Annotated in this window: 15 protein-coding genes; 12 read left to right on the plus strand and 3 right to left on the minus strand. The window is 32.3% G+C overall.

What is annotated here, in order from left to right:
* Positions 1-32: 32 nt before the first annotated feature.
* Genes RNZ46_RS07220 through RNZ46_RS07255 form a run of 8 tightly spaced genes read left to right on the plus strand, consistent with a single transcriptional unit; the run spans position 33 to position 9,237 of the window.
* Positions 33-1,178 carry a hypothetical protein gene (locus tag RNZ46_RS07220; protein WP_316984706.1) on the plus strand — a complete coding sequence of 382 codons (1,146 nt, stop codon included), beginning with the start codon at positions 33-35 and terminating at the stop codon, positions 1,176-1,178.
* A 7-nt stretch (positions 1,179-1,185) separates the two neighbouring features.
* Positions 1,186-2,517, plus strand: a complete 1,332-nt coding sequence (locus tag RNZ46_RS07225) for an O-antigen ligase family protein (protein ID WP_316984707.1) — start codon at positions 1,186-1,188, stop codon at positions 2,515-2,517.
* On the plus strand, positions 2,514-3,569 hold the full coding sequence (locus tag RNZ46_RS07230; protein WP_316984708.1) for a glycosyltransferase family 4 protein: 1,056 nt from the start codon (positions 2,514-2,516) through the stop codon (positions 3,567-3,569). The genes RNZ46_RS07225 and RNZ46_RS07230 overlap by 4 nt, the downstream gene beginning before the upstream one ends.
* Positions 3,562-4,686 (plus strand): glycosyltransferase, encoded by a 1,125-nt coding sequence (locus RNZ46_RS07235; RefSeq protein ID WP_316984709.1) that lies wholly within the window; start codon positions 3,562-3,564, stop codon positions 4,684-4,686. The genes RNZ46_RS07230 and RNZ46_RS07235 overlap by 8 nt, the downstream gene beginning before the upstream one ends.
* A gap of 5 nt (positions 4,687-4,691) precedes the next feature.
* Complete coding sequence (locus RNZ46_RS07240) at positions 4,692-6,092, plus strand: UDP-glucose 6-dehydrogenase (RefSeq protein WP_316984710.1); 1,401 nt, start codon at positions 4,692-4,694, stop codon at positions 6,090-6,092.
* A 5-nt stretch (positions 6,093-6,097) separates the two neighbouring features.
* Positions 6,098-7,084, plus strand: coding sequence for a UDP-glucuronic acid decarboxylase family protein (locus RNZ46_RS07245; protein ID WP_316984711.1), 987 nt, complete (start codon positions 6,098-6,100; stop codon positions 7,082-7,084).
* A 2-nt stretch (positions 7,085-7,086) separates the two neighbouring features.
* Positions 7,087-8,439, plus strand: coding sequence for an undecaprenyl-phosphate glucose phosphotransferase (locus RNZ46_RS07250; RefSeq protein WP_316984712.1), 1,353 nt, complete (start codon positions 7,087-7,089; stop codon positions 8,437-8,439).
* Between the two features lie 18 nt (positions 8,440-8,457).
* Positions 8,458-9,237 carry a glycosyltransferase family 2 protein gene (locus RNZ46_RS07255; RefSeq protein ID WP_316984713.1) on the plus strand — a complete coding sequence of 260 codons (780 nt, stop codon included), beginning with the start codon at positions 8,458-8,460 and terminating at the stop codon, positions 9,235-9,237.
* On the opposite strand, the gene RNZ46_RS07260 is transcribed toward RNZ46_RS07255, so the two are convergent.
* Positions 9,221-10,582, minus strand: coding sequence for a phenylacetate--CoA ligase family protein (locus RNZ46_RS07260; RefSeq protein WP_316984714.1), 1,362 nt, complete (start codon positions 10,580-10,582; stop codon positions 9,221-9,223). The two genes, RNZ46_RS07255 and RNZ46_RS07260, sit on opposite strands and share 17 nt — an antisense overlap.
* Positions 10,583-10,681: 99 nt before the next feature.
* On the opposite strand from RNZ46_RS07260, the gene purD reads away from it, so the two are divergent.
* Complete coding sequence (purD, locus tag RNZ46_RS07265) at positions 10,682-11,953, plus strand: phosphoribosylamine--glycine ligase (protein WP_316984715.1); 1,272 nt, start codon at positions 10,682-10,684, stop codon at positions 11,951-11,953.
* Here the strand turns inward: purD and RNZ46_RS07270 are convergent.
* Positions 11,948-12,175 carry a DUF6341 family protein gene (locus RNZ46_RS07270; protein ID WP_316984716.1) on the minus strand — a complete coding sequence of 76 codons (228 nt, stop codon included), beginning with the start codon at positions 12,173-12,175 and terminating at the stop codon, positions 11,948-11,950. The genes purD and RNZ46_RS07270 overlap by 6 nt on opposite strands.
* Positions 12,176-12,245: 70 nt before the next feature.
* Between RNZ46_RS07270 and RNZ46_RS07275 the strand changes: the two genes are divergently transcribed.
* The gene (locus tag RNZ46_RS07275) at positions 12,246-13,169 is read left to right on the plus strand and encodes a DUF6427 family protein (RefSeq protein WP_316984717.1); all 924 of its coding nucleotides are present in this window, start codon (positions 12,246-12,248) and stop codon (positions 13,167-13,169) included.
* Here the strand turns inward: RNZ46_RS07275 and upp are convergent.
* A complete protein-coding gene (gene upp / locus RNZ46_RS07280) occupies positions 13,158-13,817 on the minus strand; it encodes a uracil phosphoribosyltransferase (protein ID WP_316984718.1) in 660 nt (219 codons plus the stop codon). The genes RNZ46_RS07275 and upp overlap by 12 nt on opposite strands.
* Before the next feature lie 75 nt (positions 13,818-13,892).
* Between upp and RNZ46_RS07285 the strand changes: the two genes are divergently transcribed.
* Together RNZ46_RS07285 and RNZ46_RS07290 are read left to right on the plus strand one after the other, a co-directional pair.
* Positions 13,893-14,501, plus strand: coding sequence for a DUF4254 domain-containing protein (locus tag RNZ46_RS07285; RefSeq protein WP_316984719.1), 609 nt, complete (start codon positions 13,893-13,895; stop codon positions 14,499-14,501).
* Positions 14,502-14,571: 70 nt separating this feature from the next.
* Positions 14,572-15,594 carry a glycosyltransferase family 9 protein gene (locus RNZ46_RS07290; protein ID WP_316984720.1) on the plus strand — a complete coding sequence of 341 codons (1,023 nt, stop codon included), beginning with the start codon at positions 14,572-14,574 and terminating at the stop codon, positions 15,592-15,594.
* Positions 15,595-15,709 lie beyond the last annotated feature (115 nt).

The following is a 15,709-nucleotide window of genomic DNA, read 5'->3' on the forward strand; positions in this document are numbered from 1 at the left end:
TTTCTATTTATAAGTCAAAATAATTTTTTATATTGAAACTAAACTTAAATAAAATAATATATTTAGTTATTATCCTGCAAATACTATCTGTGCAAGGTATAATCGTATTTAATATCTTTAAAACATTGGGTAATTGGGAGTTTAAGTCAATTGTACACCCTATAAGTGTTTTTTTGTTATTGGTTTTAGTAGTGCTTTTAAGAATTAAAAAAGGGTCTATAAAAATAACAGGCATTGACTTGTTGTTAATTGCTTATTTTTCAATTTGTTTTATAATTTTAATATTTAACACAGGTAATTTTTCAAAAATATTTATTTCTTTTCGGGAGGTTTTTTTAGTTAGCGTACTAATTTTTACATATCAACAAATAGATATTTCTAGTTATTACTGGAAAAAAATATTAAAATTTATATTCATACTAATTATTGCAAATCTCGTTTTTATTTTATTAACATATATTCTAGGTCCCGAAGATTATATGAAACTTTTAACAGGACGTTATAGGTGGGGTAACGACACAGAATATAAATTTAAAATTAGTAGCTTTTTATATTTTTGGAGATCACCAGGCTTAATAGGAAGCCCTGGTAATGTAGGCTACTTTGGCTTAATTGCATACCTACTTTTTGATCAAGACGATACTTATAAAAAGAAAAGAGTTTTTGCCATTATATTAGCTATTGTTGGTTTTGTTAGAAGTGTTTACGTTGTGTTGATTATATATTGGTTTTTAAAGTTTATGCTAACAAAAAAGAATTTAAAAAAACTAAAATATGCGTTACCTTATATTTTTCCAATTTTATTATTAGCAGGTTACTTTTTAGATACAAAAGGAATGTTAGATTTAACATCTCTTTTTATGAGAATTGATCATTGGATTTATGATATTCCAGTGGATTATAATGTGTTATTTGGAGGCGGAATAGGTGAAGCAGGAGGTGCGGTAAGAGGCGAGGGGTTTGTTGCTACGTTAGATAGCTATTGGCTGTTAATGCTACTGTCGGTAGGGCTCGTAGGCATTGTCTTATTAGTTCTGTTTGTTTACGAAAAAGCCAAAGGGAATAATAAATTAATTTATGCCTTAATTGGGTTTTTATTAGCAGGTTTGTTTATTACATTAACTCAAGGAATGGCCTTTCTCGTTCTATTCCCATTACTGTTTTTAAAAAAAACATAATTAGAGAATGATAGAACTTAAAGCAAATAAGCAAACTTTTAATCAAGCCTTTGTTTGGTGTACTTTTGTTTTAGCAATTTTCCCTATTTTAACATTTGGTTTAAGAAGTGTTTTTACAATAATATGGGCTTTTTTGGGCATAGGTTGCTACATTATTAACAAAGAAAAAAACAAATACAGTAAAAAATACATATTATTTTTAATAGTAGCTGTTGCACCTTTTTTATACTTATGCTTATCGTTAATTTATACAGAAAACCTTAATGCAGGTTTTAATAGGTTAACCAAAATGTTACCTCTTATAGTGTTCCCCATCATTTTTTATTTAAACAAAAGCACTTTTGACCATAAAAAAATTAAAAAGGTATTATGGTTTTTTTCTATCTCCGTTATTTTGTTAGTTGTATACCAAATACTTTATTCATTGTCTAACTTAGAATATTTATTAGCAGACTTATCAAACGAAGAAATAGTTAGAAATAACCTATCTAAATACACCGCTTTAGAAAAAGAAGTCATCAATACCATTAAAGTAAGACGCTTTAGAAACTTTATAATCAAATTAACCGATACCCATTTTACATACCAAGGTTTATGGATTGCATTTGTAATATTTATTCTTCTTAATAAAGCAGCTCAATTATCAAAAACAAATAATAAAAAAAGTTATATTTTAATTTTTATAGCCCTAACATTGCTATTGTGGATGTTTTTTATATCTACAAGAATGCCATTAATGGCTACTATTTTAGCATACATTGGCACCCTATTCATTTTTAATAAAATGGGGTTAAAAAAACAACTTAAAATTTGTGCTTTAGTGCTAGTAGCTCTGGTATCTAGTTATATAATTTTTGCTCCATTACAAGTAAGAGTTAACGAAATTTTTAAATCAAAATTTGAGTTGCCAACAAAAGGAAACGATATAGAGAGTTATAATTCTATAAATGTTAGAAACGGTATATATGTGTGTGCTTTTGCTACCATTAAAGAAAACATATTGTTTGGTGTAGGCGTTGGAGACAGTCAAGACTCTTTAAACAAATGCTATAAAGATAAGATAGGGGCGAAAATATACACTTGGGAAGATTATAATACACATAACCAATACTTATTTTTCTTCTTAGCATCAGGTATTATTGGCTTATTACTATTTTTAATACTTATCTATATTAATTTTAACCAAGCGCTAGCAATAAAACATAAGGAGTATCTATATTTTATTATTATTATTTGTTTAATTTCGCTTACAGAAAATATTTTATCTCGTTCAGACGGTGTCATGTTTTTTTCGTTGTTTAGTGGATTATTTTTGTTTAACATAAAAAAATTAGAATGATAATTGTAAACGCAAGGTTTTTATCTCAACCTGTTACCGGGGTTCAAAGGTTTGCTTTAGAAATTTCTAAAATATTAAAGCAAAAATTAAAAAACAAAGTTTTTTTTGTAACATCTCCAGGGGTAATACACCATGAGCTAGCCAACGAATTAGATGCTAAGGTAATTGGGGTAAATAAAAGCCATTTATGGGAACAATTAGATTTATATGCTTATATACTAAGGAAAAACAAACCACTATTAATTTCATTTGGTTATACAGGCCCTCTTTTTTATAAAAATCAAATTATATCTGTCCATGATGTTGCTTTTATATATTACAGAGAAACTTTTTCAAAAGCTTTTGGATTTATATATAATTTTTTGGTTCCGAAAATTTCAAAAAAATGCTTACATGTTCTAACGGTTAGTGAATCAGTAAAAAAAGAAGTTTGTAAAGAATTGGATTTGCCAGTAAGCAAAGTAACCGTTATATACAATGGTATTTCAGGGATATTTAAAAACAAAAATAAGACACGTAAAAGTAAAAAGTTAAACAAACCTTACATTCTAACAGTATCATCTCACCATCCAAGAAAAAATTATGAAAGGTTAATTGAGGCTTTTCATAAAGTAAATAATGATACTATAGAGCTTTATATTATAGGTAATTTTGTAGGTCATTTCTCTGATAATATAAAGACAAATGAAGATAAAAGGATTCATTTTTTAACACAGATTTCAGATGAGCAATTGGTAGAATACTACAAAGGAGCAGAACTTTTTGTATTCCCTAGTTTATATGAAGGGTTTGGAATTCCTATAATAGAAGCTATGAGTCAAAATCTACCTTGTGTTATTTCTGATATTCCTGTTTTTAGGGAAATAGGAGACGATTCAGTTATTTACGTTAACCCAAAAAACACTAATTCCATTGCTCAAGGAATTGAAAAAGGACTAAAGCTAAATAGGAAAATTAATGACTATCCAAAGATAGACAACTTTTCTTGGGAAAAAAGTGCCAATAAAGTTATTGAGTTATTAAGTAAATACCACGATTTACAAAATGAATAAAATAAAAATAGCTCATGTTTTAGATTCGGTTGGTGGGGTTGAGGTTTATTTAAGACTAATAACAGAAAACATGAACTCCGATATTTTTGATAATATAATCATACACAAAATAAATAAAAACAAAAAATCTTATTACAATAAAAGCAACTCCTTAATTAAAGAATTTGACATCCCTATTCAAAGAGAAATTAGCTTGTTTAAAGATTTAAAAGCAGTTTATCTAACCATAAAGGTTTTAAAAAAAGAAAAACCAGATGTAATTCATGCTCATAGTGCTAAGGGAGGTATTATTGCTCGTTTAGCATCTCTAATTTATAAGGTTAATGTATTGCACACTCCTCATGCATATTCTTATTTAAGCGCCAATAGTAAACTCAAGTCAAAGCTGTTTTTAGTGATTGAACAAGTTTTTAAAAATTTTAACTCTTATTTACTAGCCACCTCAGAATCAGAAAAATTAAGAGGAATAAAAGATGTTGGATACTCAAAAAACAGAGTATTTGTTTTAAACAATTCTATTTTACCAATAAGTAAGCAACAAGAAGAAAACCAACTGCGGTTGCCAGACGAATATATTTGTACCGTAGGCCGTCCATCATTTCAAAAAAATTTAGAAATGATGATTGAAGTTATTAAGCTTCTAAAAAGAAAAAAGCCGAACATATTTCTAGTAATTATGGGGGTTGGCGAATATAGCCCTAATAAAGAAAGCATAAAAGCTTTAATCAAAGCTTACAAGCTTGAAAATAATATTAAATTAATAGAGTGGATGGAAAGAGAGAAAATTTTTCAAATTATATCAAAATCTAAGATATATATATCTACATCAAGGTACGAAGGTTTACCATATTCCATTATTGAAAGTTTAGCTTTATCAAAAGCATGTGTTGTCACAGATTGCGACGGAAATAGAGATTTAATTAAAGATGGTTATAACGGTTACATAGTTGGGCAAAATGATGTGGATTTAATGTCTGAAAAAATTCATTATCTATTTAATAATAAAGATGTTAGAGAGAAATTTGAAAAAAATTCATTTAATTATTTTGAAAAAAACTTTAACATTAAAAAAAATATTAAAAAACTAGAAAACATATATAATAATTTTAATTTGTAGTTATCATGAAAATTAAAACCATTTGCTGTATAGGCGCAGGCTACGTAGGTGGGCCCACCATGGCGGTAATAGCCAAACAATGCCCTGAAATAAGAATTACCGTTGTAGATATTAATGAAGCTAGAATAGCCGCGTGGAACTCCAGTAACCTTGATGAGCTGCCTATATTCGAACCCGGTTTAGCCGATATTGTTAAAGAAACCAGAGATAAAAACCTTTTCTTTTCTACAGATATAGATAAAGCCATAGATGAGGCGGAAATGATATTTATATCGGTAAATACGCCAACTAAAACCTACGGTAAAGGCAAAGGGATGGCGTCTGATTTAAAATATATCGAATCGTGTGCCAGACAAATCGCCAGAGTGGCGAAACAAGATAAAATTGTTGTAGAAAAATCGACACTTCCTGTAAGAACAGCAGCAGCCATTAAAAGTATTTTAGATAATGTGGGTAATGGTGTTCAATTTCAAATTTTATCTAATCCAGAGTTTTTAGCCGAGGGTACGGCTGTGCAAGATTTGCTAAATCCAGATAGAGTATTAATTGGTGGAGACGAATCAACTAAAGAAGGGAAAGAAGCCGTTCAAGCACTGGTAGATATTTATGCCAAATGGGTACCCAAAGACAATATTTTAACAACAAATGTTTGGTCTTCAGAGCTATCAAAACTCACAGCTAATGCATTTTTAGCGCAACGTGTTTCGTCTATAAATGCGATGTCTGAAATATGCGAGAAAACTGGAGCAGATATTACAGAGGTGTCAAAAGCCATTGGGATGGATTCCCGTATTGGCCCAAAATTCTTAAATGCTTCAGTTGGTTTTGGCGGGTCTTGCTTTCAAAAAGATATTTTAAATCTTGTGTATATTGCTAAAAGCTATGGACTAAATGAAGTTGCCGATTACTGGGAGCAAGTTATTATTATGAACGACCACCAGAAAAATCGTTTTTCTGATAATATTGTTAGCACTTTATACAATACCGTTTCTGGTAAAAAAATAACCTTTCTAGGCTGGGCATTTAAAAAAGATACGAATGATACTCGTGAATCTGCTGCTATAAAAGTAGCCGATAATCTTTTAAATGAACAAGCTCAAATAGAAGTTTATGATCCGAAAGTTACCGAAGAACGGATCTATACGGATTTAGATAATTTAAAAACAAGGTCTTCAGAAGAAAACAAAAACCTGTTAACCGTTCAGTCTGACCCTTATCGTGCCTGTAAAAATTCACATGCCATTGCAATTTTAACAGAGTGGGACGAGTTTAAGAACTACGATTGGGAAAGCATTTATAAAAACATGCAAAAGCCAGCATTTATATTTGATGGCAGAGGAATTTTAGATAAAGCGTTAATTGAGAATATCGGTTTTACCTATTATAAAATAGGTAGCGGAAATTAAATAACATGAAAAAAGTTTTAATAACAGGTGCAGCGGGATTTTTAGGTTCTCATTTATGTGACCGATTTATTTCTGAAGGCTATAAAGTTATGGGAATGGATAACTTTATTACTGGCGATAAAAAGAATTTACGTCATTTAGAGTCCAATCCAAATTTTGAATTTATTGAACACGACGTCACCCAGTTTATCAAAATAGAAGGCGAATTAGATTATATTCTACATTTTGCGTCACCCGCAAGCCCTATCGATTATTTAAAAATACCAATACAAACCCTAAAAGTTGGGTCTTTAGGAACACATAACTTGTTAGGTTTAGCCAAAGCTAAGAAAGCACGAATTCTTATTGCTTCAACATCCGAGGTCTATGGCGACCCCTTGGTGCATCCGCAATCCGAAGATTATTATGGCAACGTAAACACCATTGGTCCACGAGGCGTTTACGATGAGGCAAAACGCTTTCAAGAATCTATAACTATGGCATATCATAGATTTCACGGCTTAGAAACACGGATTGTTCGTATATTTAACACCTACGGACCAAGAATGCGACTTAATGATGGACGCGTTATTCCAGCGTTTATGGGGCAAGCTTTGAGAGGCGAAGACTTAACCGTTTTTGGTGATGGTATGCAAACCCGTTCGTTTTGTTATGTTGATGATCAAGTTGAAGGCATTTACAGGTTGCTGTTAAGTGATTACGCCTACCCTGTTAATATTGGAAACCCTAATGAAATTACAATTAAAGATTTTGCCGAAGAAATAATTAAGCTAACAGGAACAGCACAAAAAGTGGTTTATAAGGACCTGCCTGTAGATGACCCTATGCAACGTCGACCTGATATTACTTTAGCAAAAAAGCTATTGGGATGGGAACCGAAAACAGAAAGAGCAGAAGGTATGAAAATAACTTTTGACTACTTTAAATCCTTGTCAAAGGAAGAGTTATACAAAAGGGATCATAAAGATTTTAAAAGATATATTAATAAGTAGCAATGGATTATAAACGAGGTAGATATTCAAATTTAATGAAGCCATTATTTGGTTTTATAGATTTATGTATTATTACTTCTACTCTTTTATTTTTTGAGTTAAACCTAACAAACATTTACCTTTTTGTAGGCTATTTGTCGATTCTATGGATTATCATTTCTTTTAAAAACCATTTTTACGAAGTCCAAAGGCATACTAGAATAATTCAGGTTATACCGCTTTTGGTAACGCAGATGCTTTTTTTTGCCGTAATTATGTATGCTTACATAGGTGTATTTAAACAACCCAATATAAGTAGATTAGGATTGGCTCAATATTTGGCTACGGTTTTTGTGTTAATCTCGGTGGTTAAAATATTGACTTTTATTTTACTTAAAAGATATAGATCTGTTTTAAGAGGAAACACAAGAAATGTTATCGTTATAGGAAAAAACGAAAAAACCAGACAGTTAATAAAAACGTTCAATAATAGACTTGATTTTGGATACAAGTTTATGAAACAGTATAATACAAATAAAGAAGGGTTTTCACTGCATGAGTGTTTTAATTATGTTATTGACAATGATATTGACGAAATATACTTTTCAATAGCAGAACTCTCTAATAAACAAATTAATAGACTTATAGATTTTGCGGATAATAACTTGCGGGAGTTAAAGTTTATACCTGACAACAAAGATATTTTTACTAAAAAACTTAAGTACGAATATTATGATTACATCCCAATTTTATCTTTACGGTCTATACCTTTACAGGAATCGTTAAACAAATTTATCAAGCGTTTATTCGATATTTTGTTCTCATCGTTTATCATTGTTTTCGTCTTATCGTGGTTAACCCCAATTTTAGCCATATTAATAAAGCTTGAATCTAAAGGCCCTGTGTTTTTTAAACAATCTAGAAATGGCTTTAATTATGAAGAATTTGATTGTTATAAATTCAGGTCGATGACGCCTAACAAAACTGCTAACTTGCACCAAGCAACAAAAGGTGATTTACGTGTTACCAAAATAGGTAAATTTATTCGTAAAACCAGTATAGACGAATTACCTCAATTTTTTAATGTGCTATTTGGCGATATGTCAGTTGTTGGTCCGAGACCACACATGGTAAGCCATACCAATATGTACGCCCAAAAAGTAGATAAATTTATGGTACGCCATTTTGTTAAACCAGGAATAACTGGACTGGCACAAGTGAGTGGTTTTAGAGGAGAAATTGAAGAAGATAAGGATATTATTAACCGTGTTAAATACGATATATTTTATATAGAAAACTGGTCGTTGTTATTAGATATAAAAATCATTATCCAAACCTTTTTAAACGCTTTAAAAGGCGAGGAAAAAGCATATTAAATTCTTTTTTTAAATAATTTGAAAAGCTTAGTCTCTATAATAACACCTATGTATAATTCTGAAGTATTTATTTCAGAAACTATTAATAGCGTGCTTTGTCAAACTTATAAAAACTGGGAACTTATATTAATAGACGATTGTTCTAATGATAAAACCTTAGAAGTTGTTGAAAATTTCATTGTTAAAAACCCAAGCATTCAACTTATAAAAAACAGCAGTAATAAAGGTGCTGCTTTCTCCAGAAACAAAGGTATTCAAACAGCTAAGGGCGATTATATTGCCTTTTTAGATGCCGACGATTTATGGAAACCAAATAAACTGGAAATACAACTAGCTTTTATGGAAAGTGAAAATTGCCATGTTTGTTTTAGTAGTTATGATTTAATTAATGAAAAAAGCGAATCACTCAATAAACAAGTAAAAGCCTTAAAAGAAATTGACTATAGCAAACTTTTAAAAAGCAACTACATTGGTAACTTAACAGGTATTTACAATGCGAAAATAATAGGCAAAATTAAGACACCGAATTTACGTAAAAGACAAGATTGGTTGTTGTGGTTAGCCGCTATTAATAAATATGGTAAGCCAGCAAAAGGCATCCAAAAATCGTTGGCATGTTATCGTATTAGGAAAGATTCCATGTCTTCTAACAAGTTAAATCTTATAAAGTACAACTACCAAGTTTATAAAAAAGGCCTAGGCTTTTCAACATTAAAATCGTTGTATTATATGCTTATATTTTTAAACGAACACTTCTTTGTAAAGTCTAAACAAACTGTTACTACAAATGAGATATAAACTGTTTAAGTTTCCCCCTATTTGTTCTTAATAATTTATCTTTCCGCTCAAAAGCAACGGTTAAACCAGACTCTAAATAAGTTTCAATAGCTTGTTTTATTTCAATTGTTTTTTCTTCAGAAATTAATTTATCACTTGTATAACTTATTTTAAAAGTATTTAACTTTAGTTGTTCAATAATAAACGCTTTCACATTTTGATCGTCTTCAATAACCGTTTTTGTAACATAGTAAAAGGTTAAACCAGCAGCTTTTTTTCCGCTAGGTAAAATAACAACATCGTTGGTGCGCCCAACTAATTTTTTTAGCATTGGTTTTTTAAGTGTACTATTTTTCGATAGTGTTCCAATATCGCCCAAATCGTATCTAATAAAGGGGTGCGCTTTGTTGTAAAGTGAAGTTATAACAAGGCGTCCTTCGTTGCCATTTGGCAAAACATGGTTGTTATTATCCAGTATTTCAACAAATAAATCATCTGTATTAATAAGCCATTCGCTTTGTTCATTTTCAAAAGCAATTAAACCCAATTCTGCTGCGCCGTATTCATTAATAACAGGGACACCAAATTGGGTTTCCATAAGTTTTTTATCATCATAAAAAAGCATTTCAGAGGTTATAATACACACTTTTAATGTGGGACAAATAACCTTTAAAATAATATTTTGTTTTTTAAGAAATTTAGCAAATTGAACAATGGCACTTGTGTAACCGTTAATATAATGGAAACGGATTTGTTTAAAAGTCTCAACATTTTTTTTAAGCTGACTATCGCTCAAATCAAAAACCGAGAACCGAAAACGGTTACTTAAAATATCCTTTATTCGTTCTTTATAATAGCCTTTTTTTTGTAACGGAATACCGTAAAACCTTGCTTGTTTTGATGTGTTTAGGTCAATATCATACCAATTATATCTGCTCATAAAACAAGCCCAAGTTAAGGCATGACAAAATTTGTCTTTAGCAAAAATAAAAGGCTCGCCCGAAGAACCAGAAGTTTTATGAACATGACTATTTTTTTTAGAAAAACCTTCTGAAAGCCTGTTTTGCAAGGGCTGCTGTAAATCCTGTTTGGTCATCACAGGAATGCTATTCCAATCTATGGGGTTAGCGTGTTTTGCAAAGTTTTTATAAAACGAATTGTGTTTTAAATGATACGATACAATAGCTTGTTTTCTAGTTTCCAAATAAGATTTAAAGTCAGCATTATCTTTACTTTGAATGTATTTTAAATGATTTTTAGCTTCCTTAATGGGAAAGCCTTTTAGTCTCAACGAAAAATCAAACAGTTTCAAAACAAAAGATAATTTTTGTAAAGTAAATAAAAAAAACTCGTGTAATAGAAGCATTAGTTTTATTTTTGCTTTCGAAAAATTCCTTTAATGCACGGCATTAAAAACCATTAATTTGTCATTCCCATGAAAATGGGAAACTAAAACCATAACACAATGAATATTTTAGTATTAGGTTCTGGCGGAAGAGAACACACTTTTGCTTGGAAAATTGCCCAAAGCCCGTTATGCAAAAATCTTTATGTTGCTCCTGGAAACTCCGGAACAGCGCAAATAGCAACCAATGTAAATATTGGTGTAACCGATTTTGAGGCCATTAAAACTTTGGTTTTAGACAAAAATATCGACATGGTTGTGGTTGGACCGGAAGATCCACTAGTAAAAGGCGTGCACGATTTCTTTTTAAATGATGATAAATTGAAACACGTATCGGTTATTGGGCCACAACAAAAAGCAGCAGAATTGGAGGGCAGTAAAGAATTTGCCAAAGAATTTATGTTTCGTCATAACATTCCAACGGCGGCCTACGAGAGCTTTACCAAAGATTCGGTAGAAAAAGGCTATGCGTTTTTGGAAACCTTAAATCCGCCTTACGTATTAAAAGCAGACGGTTTAGCGGCCGGAAAGGGCGTGGTTATTCTTAATGATTTGGATGAAGCTAAAGCGGAACTAAAAAGTATGCTCATTGATGCTAAGTTTGGCGAGGCCAGCACAAAAGTAGTTATCGAAGAGTTTTTAGATGGTATCGAGTTGAGCTGTTTTGTACTAACCGATGGCAAAAACTACAAGATTTTACCAACAGCAAAAGATTATAAACGCATTGGCGAAGGCGACACGGGTTTAAACACAGGCGGCATGGGTGCGGTATCTCCAGTGCCTTTTGCTACAGACGATTTTCTGAATAAAATTGAAGAACGCATTGTAAAACCAACGATTAACGGATTTAAAAAGGACGATTTGCCCTATGTTGGTTTTGTGTTTATCGGACTTATAAAAGTTGGAAACGACCCCAAAGTAATTGAATACAATGTTCGCATGGGCGACCCCGAAACCGAGGTGGTTTTGCCGCGATTAAAAAATGATTTTGTTGAAATCCTTCAAGCGATGGCTAATCAAACGTTAGATAAAATAAATGTTGAAATTGACGAGCGTGCCGCAACAACCATCATGTTAGTGTCTGGTGGTTATCCTGAAGCTTACGAAAAAGGAAAGGAAATTTCCGGAATTGAAAACATTACTGAATCCATACCTTTTCATGCGGGCGCCATTATGGAAAATGGTAAAACAGTAACCTCTGGCGGAAGAGTTATGGCCATTACATCATACGGAAATACCTATCAAGAGGCCATAAAAAAATCTTACCAAAGTATAGAAAAACTACATTTTGATAAGATGAATTATCGTAAAGATATTGGTTTCGATTTATAAATACGAATGCGAAGAGATGCTTTTGTCTTCCTCGTTATTATCATTAAATATTTTAAGTTGTTTCATCCAGTAAAGCATGGCAACAAAACATATTACGATAAAAATCCAGGATACAATATTTGCCATCCACCAATTGTCTAACTCTAAGGCTCTTAAAGCATCGTAAGGTGCAAAAAGCACATCTACAAATAAATCCTCTATCGCGTAAAAGAAATCTTTCATGTGTATTTTATTATTTTCTAACCGAATATATAGTTAGTATATTTACATAGCAAAAATACAAAAACAGTTAATGATTACAAGCCTTTTTAAAAAATCTAAGCCAATAAATTTTGCTATTGTTTTTTTTATCATGCTTTTGGCTTTTATTGTACTTAACTTAAAGTACGTAGAAGTGCCTATTACCGGGGCTTTCTTTTTTAAAGAAACCTTTTTGTTTTTAGTGAGTTATGTGTCTGTTTTGGCACTTAGTTTTATTGTTGGCAAAAATAGTTTAACCCAAAAAAGTAATTACGAAATTGTATTGTACAGTCTGTTTTTGTTGGCCCTTCCGCAAACGTTAAGCCATCCAGAAATTATTTATGCCAACTTTTTTGTGTTACTTGGTTACAGACGAATTATAAGTTTGCGCTCTCAAATAAACGTTAATAAAAAATTATTTGATGCGGCTTTTTGGATTGCCATTGCAGCCCTGTTTTACTTTTGGGCCATATTGTTTTTTGTGCTCATTATTGTCTCATTGCTTTTATACACCGATAATAATATTAAACATTGGCTGATTCCGTTTACAGGATTACTAACCGTTTTTTTAATCTCAATGAGTGTATCGATAATTTTGGACGACAGTTTTTTTGGAATATTCAACAGTTTACCCGAAGCGAGTTATAATTTCAACAATTACAATTCCGCGCAATATGTAATTATAATAACCCTGCTTCTTTCTTTTGGGGTGTGGGCATCCATTTTCTATATACAAAATATAAAGCAGAAAAAGAAAGCTTATAGGCCATCGTATTACCTCGTGTTGTTTGCGGTGCTTAATGGGTTTTTAATAATATTTTTTGCACCCAGTAAAGACGGTAGCGAGTTTCTGTTTTTATTTGCACCATTAGCGATTATTATAGCCAACTATATTGAAATCATTCAAGAAAAATGGTTTAAAGAGCTGTTTCTTTCAGTTATAATTGTGGTGCCTTTTGTAATTTTATTGTTGTAGTTTTTTGCCAAAAGCCAAATCGCCGGCATCACCAAGCCCTGGGATAATGTAACTTTTGTCGTTTAGTTGTTCATCAATAGTGCCAATCCATAAATGGGTGTTTTCGTTAAAGGATTTCGATACATAATCAACACCTTCCTGAGCGCCAATAACACTAACCAAGTGGACTTCCTTTGGTGTGCCAAAAGGCTTTAAGGCCTCATAGGTGGCAATCATGGATTGACCAGTTGCCAACATGGGGTCGGCAAGAATTAAAGTCTTGTTTTGCAAATCTGGGCATGCTAAATATTCCACAATAATCTCAAAATGTTCTGGGTTTTCTTTATGATGTCTGTAAGCCGAAATAAAAGCGTTTTCAGCTTTATCAAAATAGTTAAGTAAGCCATTGTGCAATGGAACGCCAGCCCTTAAAATAGAACACAAAACAATATCGTTTTCCAACAAATCCATAGTGCTACTCGCCAAAGGGGTTTCAATTTCTGAGGCTTTATAGTTTAAGGATTTGCTCATTTCGTAAGCTAAAACTTCGCCAGTACGCTCAATATTACGCCTAAAACGCATACTATCTTTTTGAATAGTTACGTCTCGCATTTCAGAAATAAAGGTATTTAATATAGAATTTTGTTGCGATAAATCATGAATGTGCATCGTGTGTTTTTTGTGGTTTTCAAGTAGTAAAGTTAATTATTTAGAAGTATATTTACACTTTAAAATCAATACATTATGTTTACAAGTAAAGCCAATAAAATTTTTCAAGATGTTATAGAGAAATATCACATTATCAATACGGTAGACCAGCCTTTTGAAAACCCGTATAACAAAGATTCGCATTTAATCGAACATTTATTGTACAGAAAATGTTGGATTGATACCGTGCAATGGCACTACGAAGATATTATCCGCGATCCACAAATCGATCCTGTTGCTGCTTTAACGCTAAAGCGTAAAATTGATGCTTCAAATCAAGACAGAACCGATATGGTGGAATATATTGACAGCTACTTCCTTGAAAAATATAAAGATGTTGCCGTAAAAGACGATGCTACCATAAACACCGAAAGTCCTGCTTGGGGCATAGATAGGTTGTCTATTTTAGCCTTAAAAGTGTACCACATGAATGAGGAGGCTACGCGTAATGACGCTTCCGCGGAACACAAAGCAGCCTGCCAAACAAAATTAGACGTATTGTTGGAGCAACGCGTTGATTTATCAACGGCCATAGACACGCTTTTAAACGATATCGCAAAGGGCGATAAATACATGAAGGTTTACAAGCAAATGAAGATGTACAATGATGATGAATTAAACCCTGTATTGCGCTCACAGAAATAGAGTAACATCATAGCCAATTAAAATCGTTATGTCAGTCTGAGCTTGTCGAAGACTTTTTCTATTGGAGCTCATGTCTAAAAAGCAAAAAAACATCCTAGTAATTCGTCTCTCAGCCATGGGCGATGTGGCTATGTCGGTTCCCGTTTTACGTGCTTTGGAACAACAACATCCCGAAGTAAAAACAACCGTTTTAACAAAGTCTTTTTTCAAACCTTTTTTTAGGGATTTGCAACATGTTACGGTGTTTTCTGCGGATGTTAAAGGCGAACACAAAGGTGTTTTCGGACTTTATAAATTAGCGAGAGAGCTTAATAAAAACCATTATTTTTATGCCATTGCCGATTTACACAGCGTTTTAAGAAGCAAGATTTTAAAAAAGTTTATGCATTGCAAACGCTTTGTTTCCATTGACAAGGGCAGAAAAGAAAAGCGGCTTTTAACATCGGGAAAACAGTTTAAGCAACTTAAAACCACGCATCAACGTTATGCCGATGTTTTTGAGGCTTTGGGTTTTCCGTTGGATTTAACAAACCCTAAATTTCCTAAAAGAGTACCACTAAATAAGAAACTCCAAAATATATTAGGCGACGATTCAAAGAAACAGATTGGCATTGCGCCTTTTGCAACTTACGAAAGCAAAATGTATCCTTTGGATGCTATGAAACAAGTGATTGAAACGCTTTCAAAAGACTATAAAGTGATTTTATTCGGCGGCGGAAATTATGAAACCGAATTATTAAATACAATGGCAATCGAGTTTGATAATACGATAAACATCTCCGGGAAATTAAGGCTTGATGAAGAAATGGACATCATTTCAAATTTAGATGTGATGCTGTCCATGGATTCTGGCAATGCCCACATCGCAGCTATGTTGGGAGTGAAAGTAGTTACCGTTTGGGGTGTTACGCACCCGTTTGCGGGTTTTGCACCGTTTAATCAGCCTGAAGATTATGCATTACTTGCCGATAGAAATAAGTATCCCAAAATACCAACCTCCATTTACGGAAATAAATACCCGGAACATTACAAAGAAGCCTCACGGAGCGTTTCGCCTGAAACTATAATTAGTAAAATTAAATCTATAATCTAAATGTGGTTTGTCATTCCTGCGAAGGCAGGAATCCATTCTAAATTTTCTAACTTGTCCAAGATTCTAATTCAGAAATAGTTAACATTTTAAGCTTAGAAATAATATAATTGGCATT

The sequence above is a fragment of the Hwangdonia lutea genome, from assembly GCF_032814565.1.
GTDB lineage: Bacteria > Bacteroidota > Bacteroidia > Flavobacteriales > Flavobacteriaceae > Hwangdonia > Hwangdonia lutea.

What these genes read in the sequence shown, in the direction of transcription:
- RNZ46_RS07225 (WP_316984707.1), top strand. Translation starts at nt 1,186, where the DNA reads ATGATAGAACTTAAAGCAAATAAGCAAACTTTTAATCAAGCCTTTGTT.
- RNZ46_RS07230 (WP_316984708.1), top strand. Translation starts at nt 2,514, where the DNA reads ATGATAATTGTAAACGCAAGGTTTTTATCTCAACCTGTTACCGGGGTT.
- RNZ46_RS07235 (WP_316984709.1), top strand. Translation starts at nt 3,562, where the DNA reads ATGAATAAAATAAAAATAGCTCATGTTTTAGATTCGGTTGGTGGGGTT.
- RNZ46_RS07240 (WP_316984710.1), top strand. Translation starts at nt 4,692, where the DNA reads ATGAAAATTAAAACCATTTGCTGTATAGGCGCAGGCTACGTAGGTGGG.
- RNZ46_RS07245 (WP_316984711.1), top strand. Translation starts at nt 6,098, where the DNA reads ATGAAAAAAGTTTTAATAACAGGTGCAGCGGGATTTTTAGGTTCTCAT.
- RNZ46_RS07250 (WP_316984712.1), top strand. Translation starts at nt 7,087, where the DNA reads ATGGATTATAAACGAGGTAGATATTCAAATTTAATGAAGCCATTATTT.
- RNZ46_RS07260 (WP_316984714.1), bottom strand. Translation starts at nt 10,582, where the DNA reads ATGCTTCTATTACACGAGTTTTTTTTATTTACTTTACAAAAATTATCT.
- purD (WP_316984715.1), top strand. Translation starts at nt 10,682, where the DNA reads ATGAATATTTTAGTATTAGGTTCTGGCGGAAGAGAACACACTTTTGCT.
- RNZ46_RS07270 (WP_316984716.1), bottom strand. Translation starts at nt 12,175, where the DNA reads ATGAAAGATTTCTTTTACGCGATAGAGGATTTATTTGTAGATGTGCTT.
- RNZ46_RS07275 (WP_316984717.1), top strand. Translation starts at nt 12,246, where the DNA reads ATGATTACAAGCCTTTTTAAAAAATCTAAGCCAATAAATTTTGCTATT.
- upp (WP_316984718.1), bottom strand. Translation starts at nt 13,817, where the DNA reads ATGCACATTCATGATTTATCGCAACAAAATTCTATATTAAATACCTTT.
- RNZ46_RS07285 (WP_316984719.1), top strand. Translation starts at nt 13,893, where the DNA reads ATGTTTACAAGTAAAGCCAATAAAATTTTTCAAGATGTTATAGAGAAA.
- RNZ46_RS07290 (WP_316984720.1), top strand. Translation starts at nt 14,572, where the DNA reads ATGTCTAAAAAGCAAAAAAACATCCTAGTAATTCGTCTCTCAGCCATG.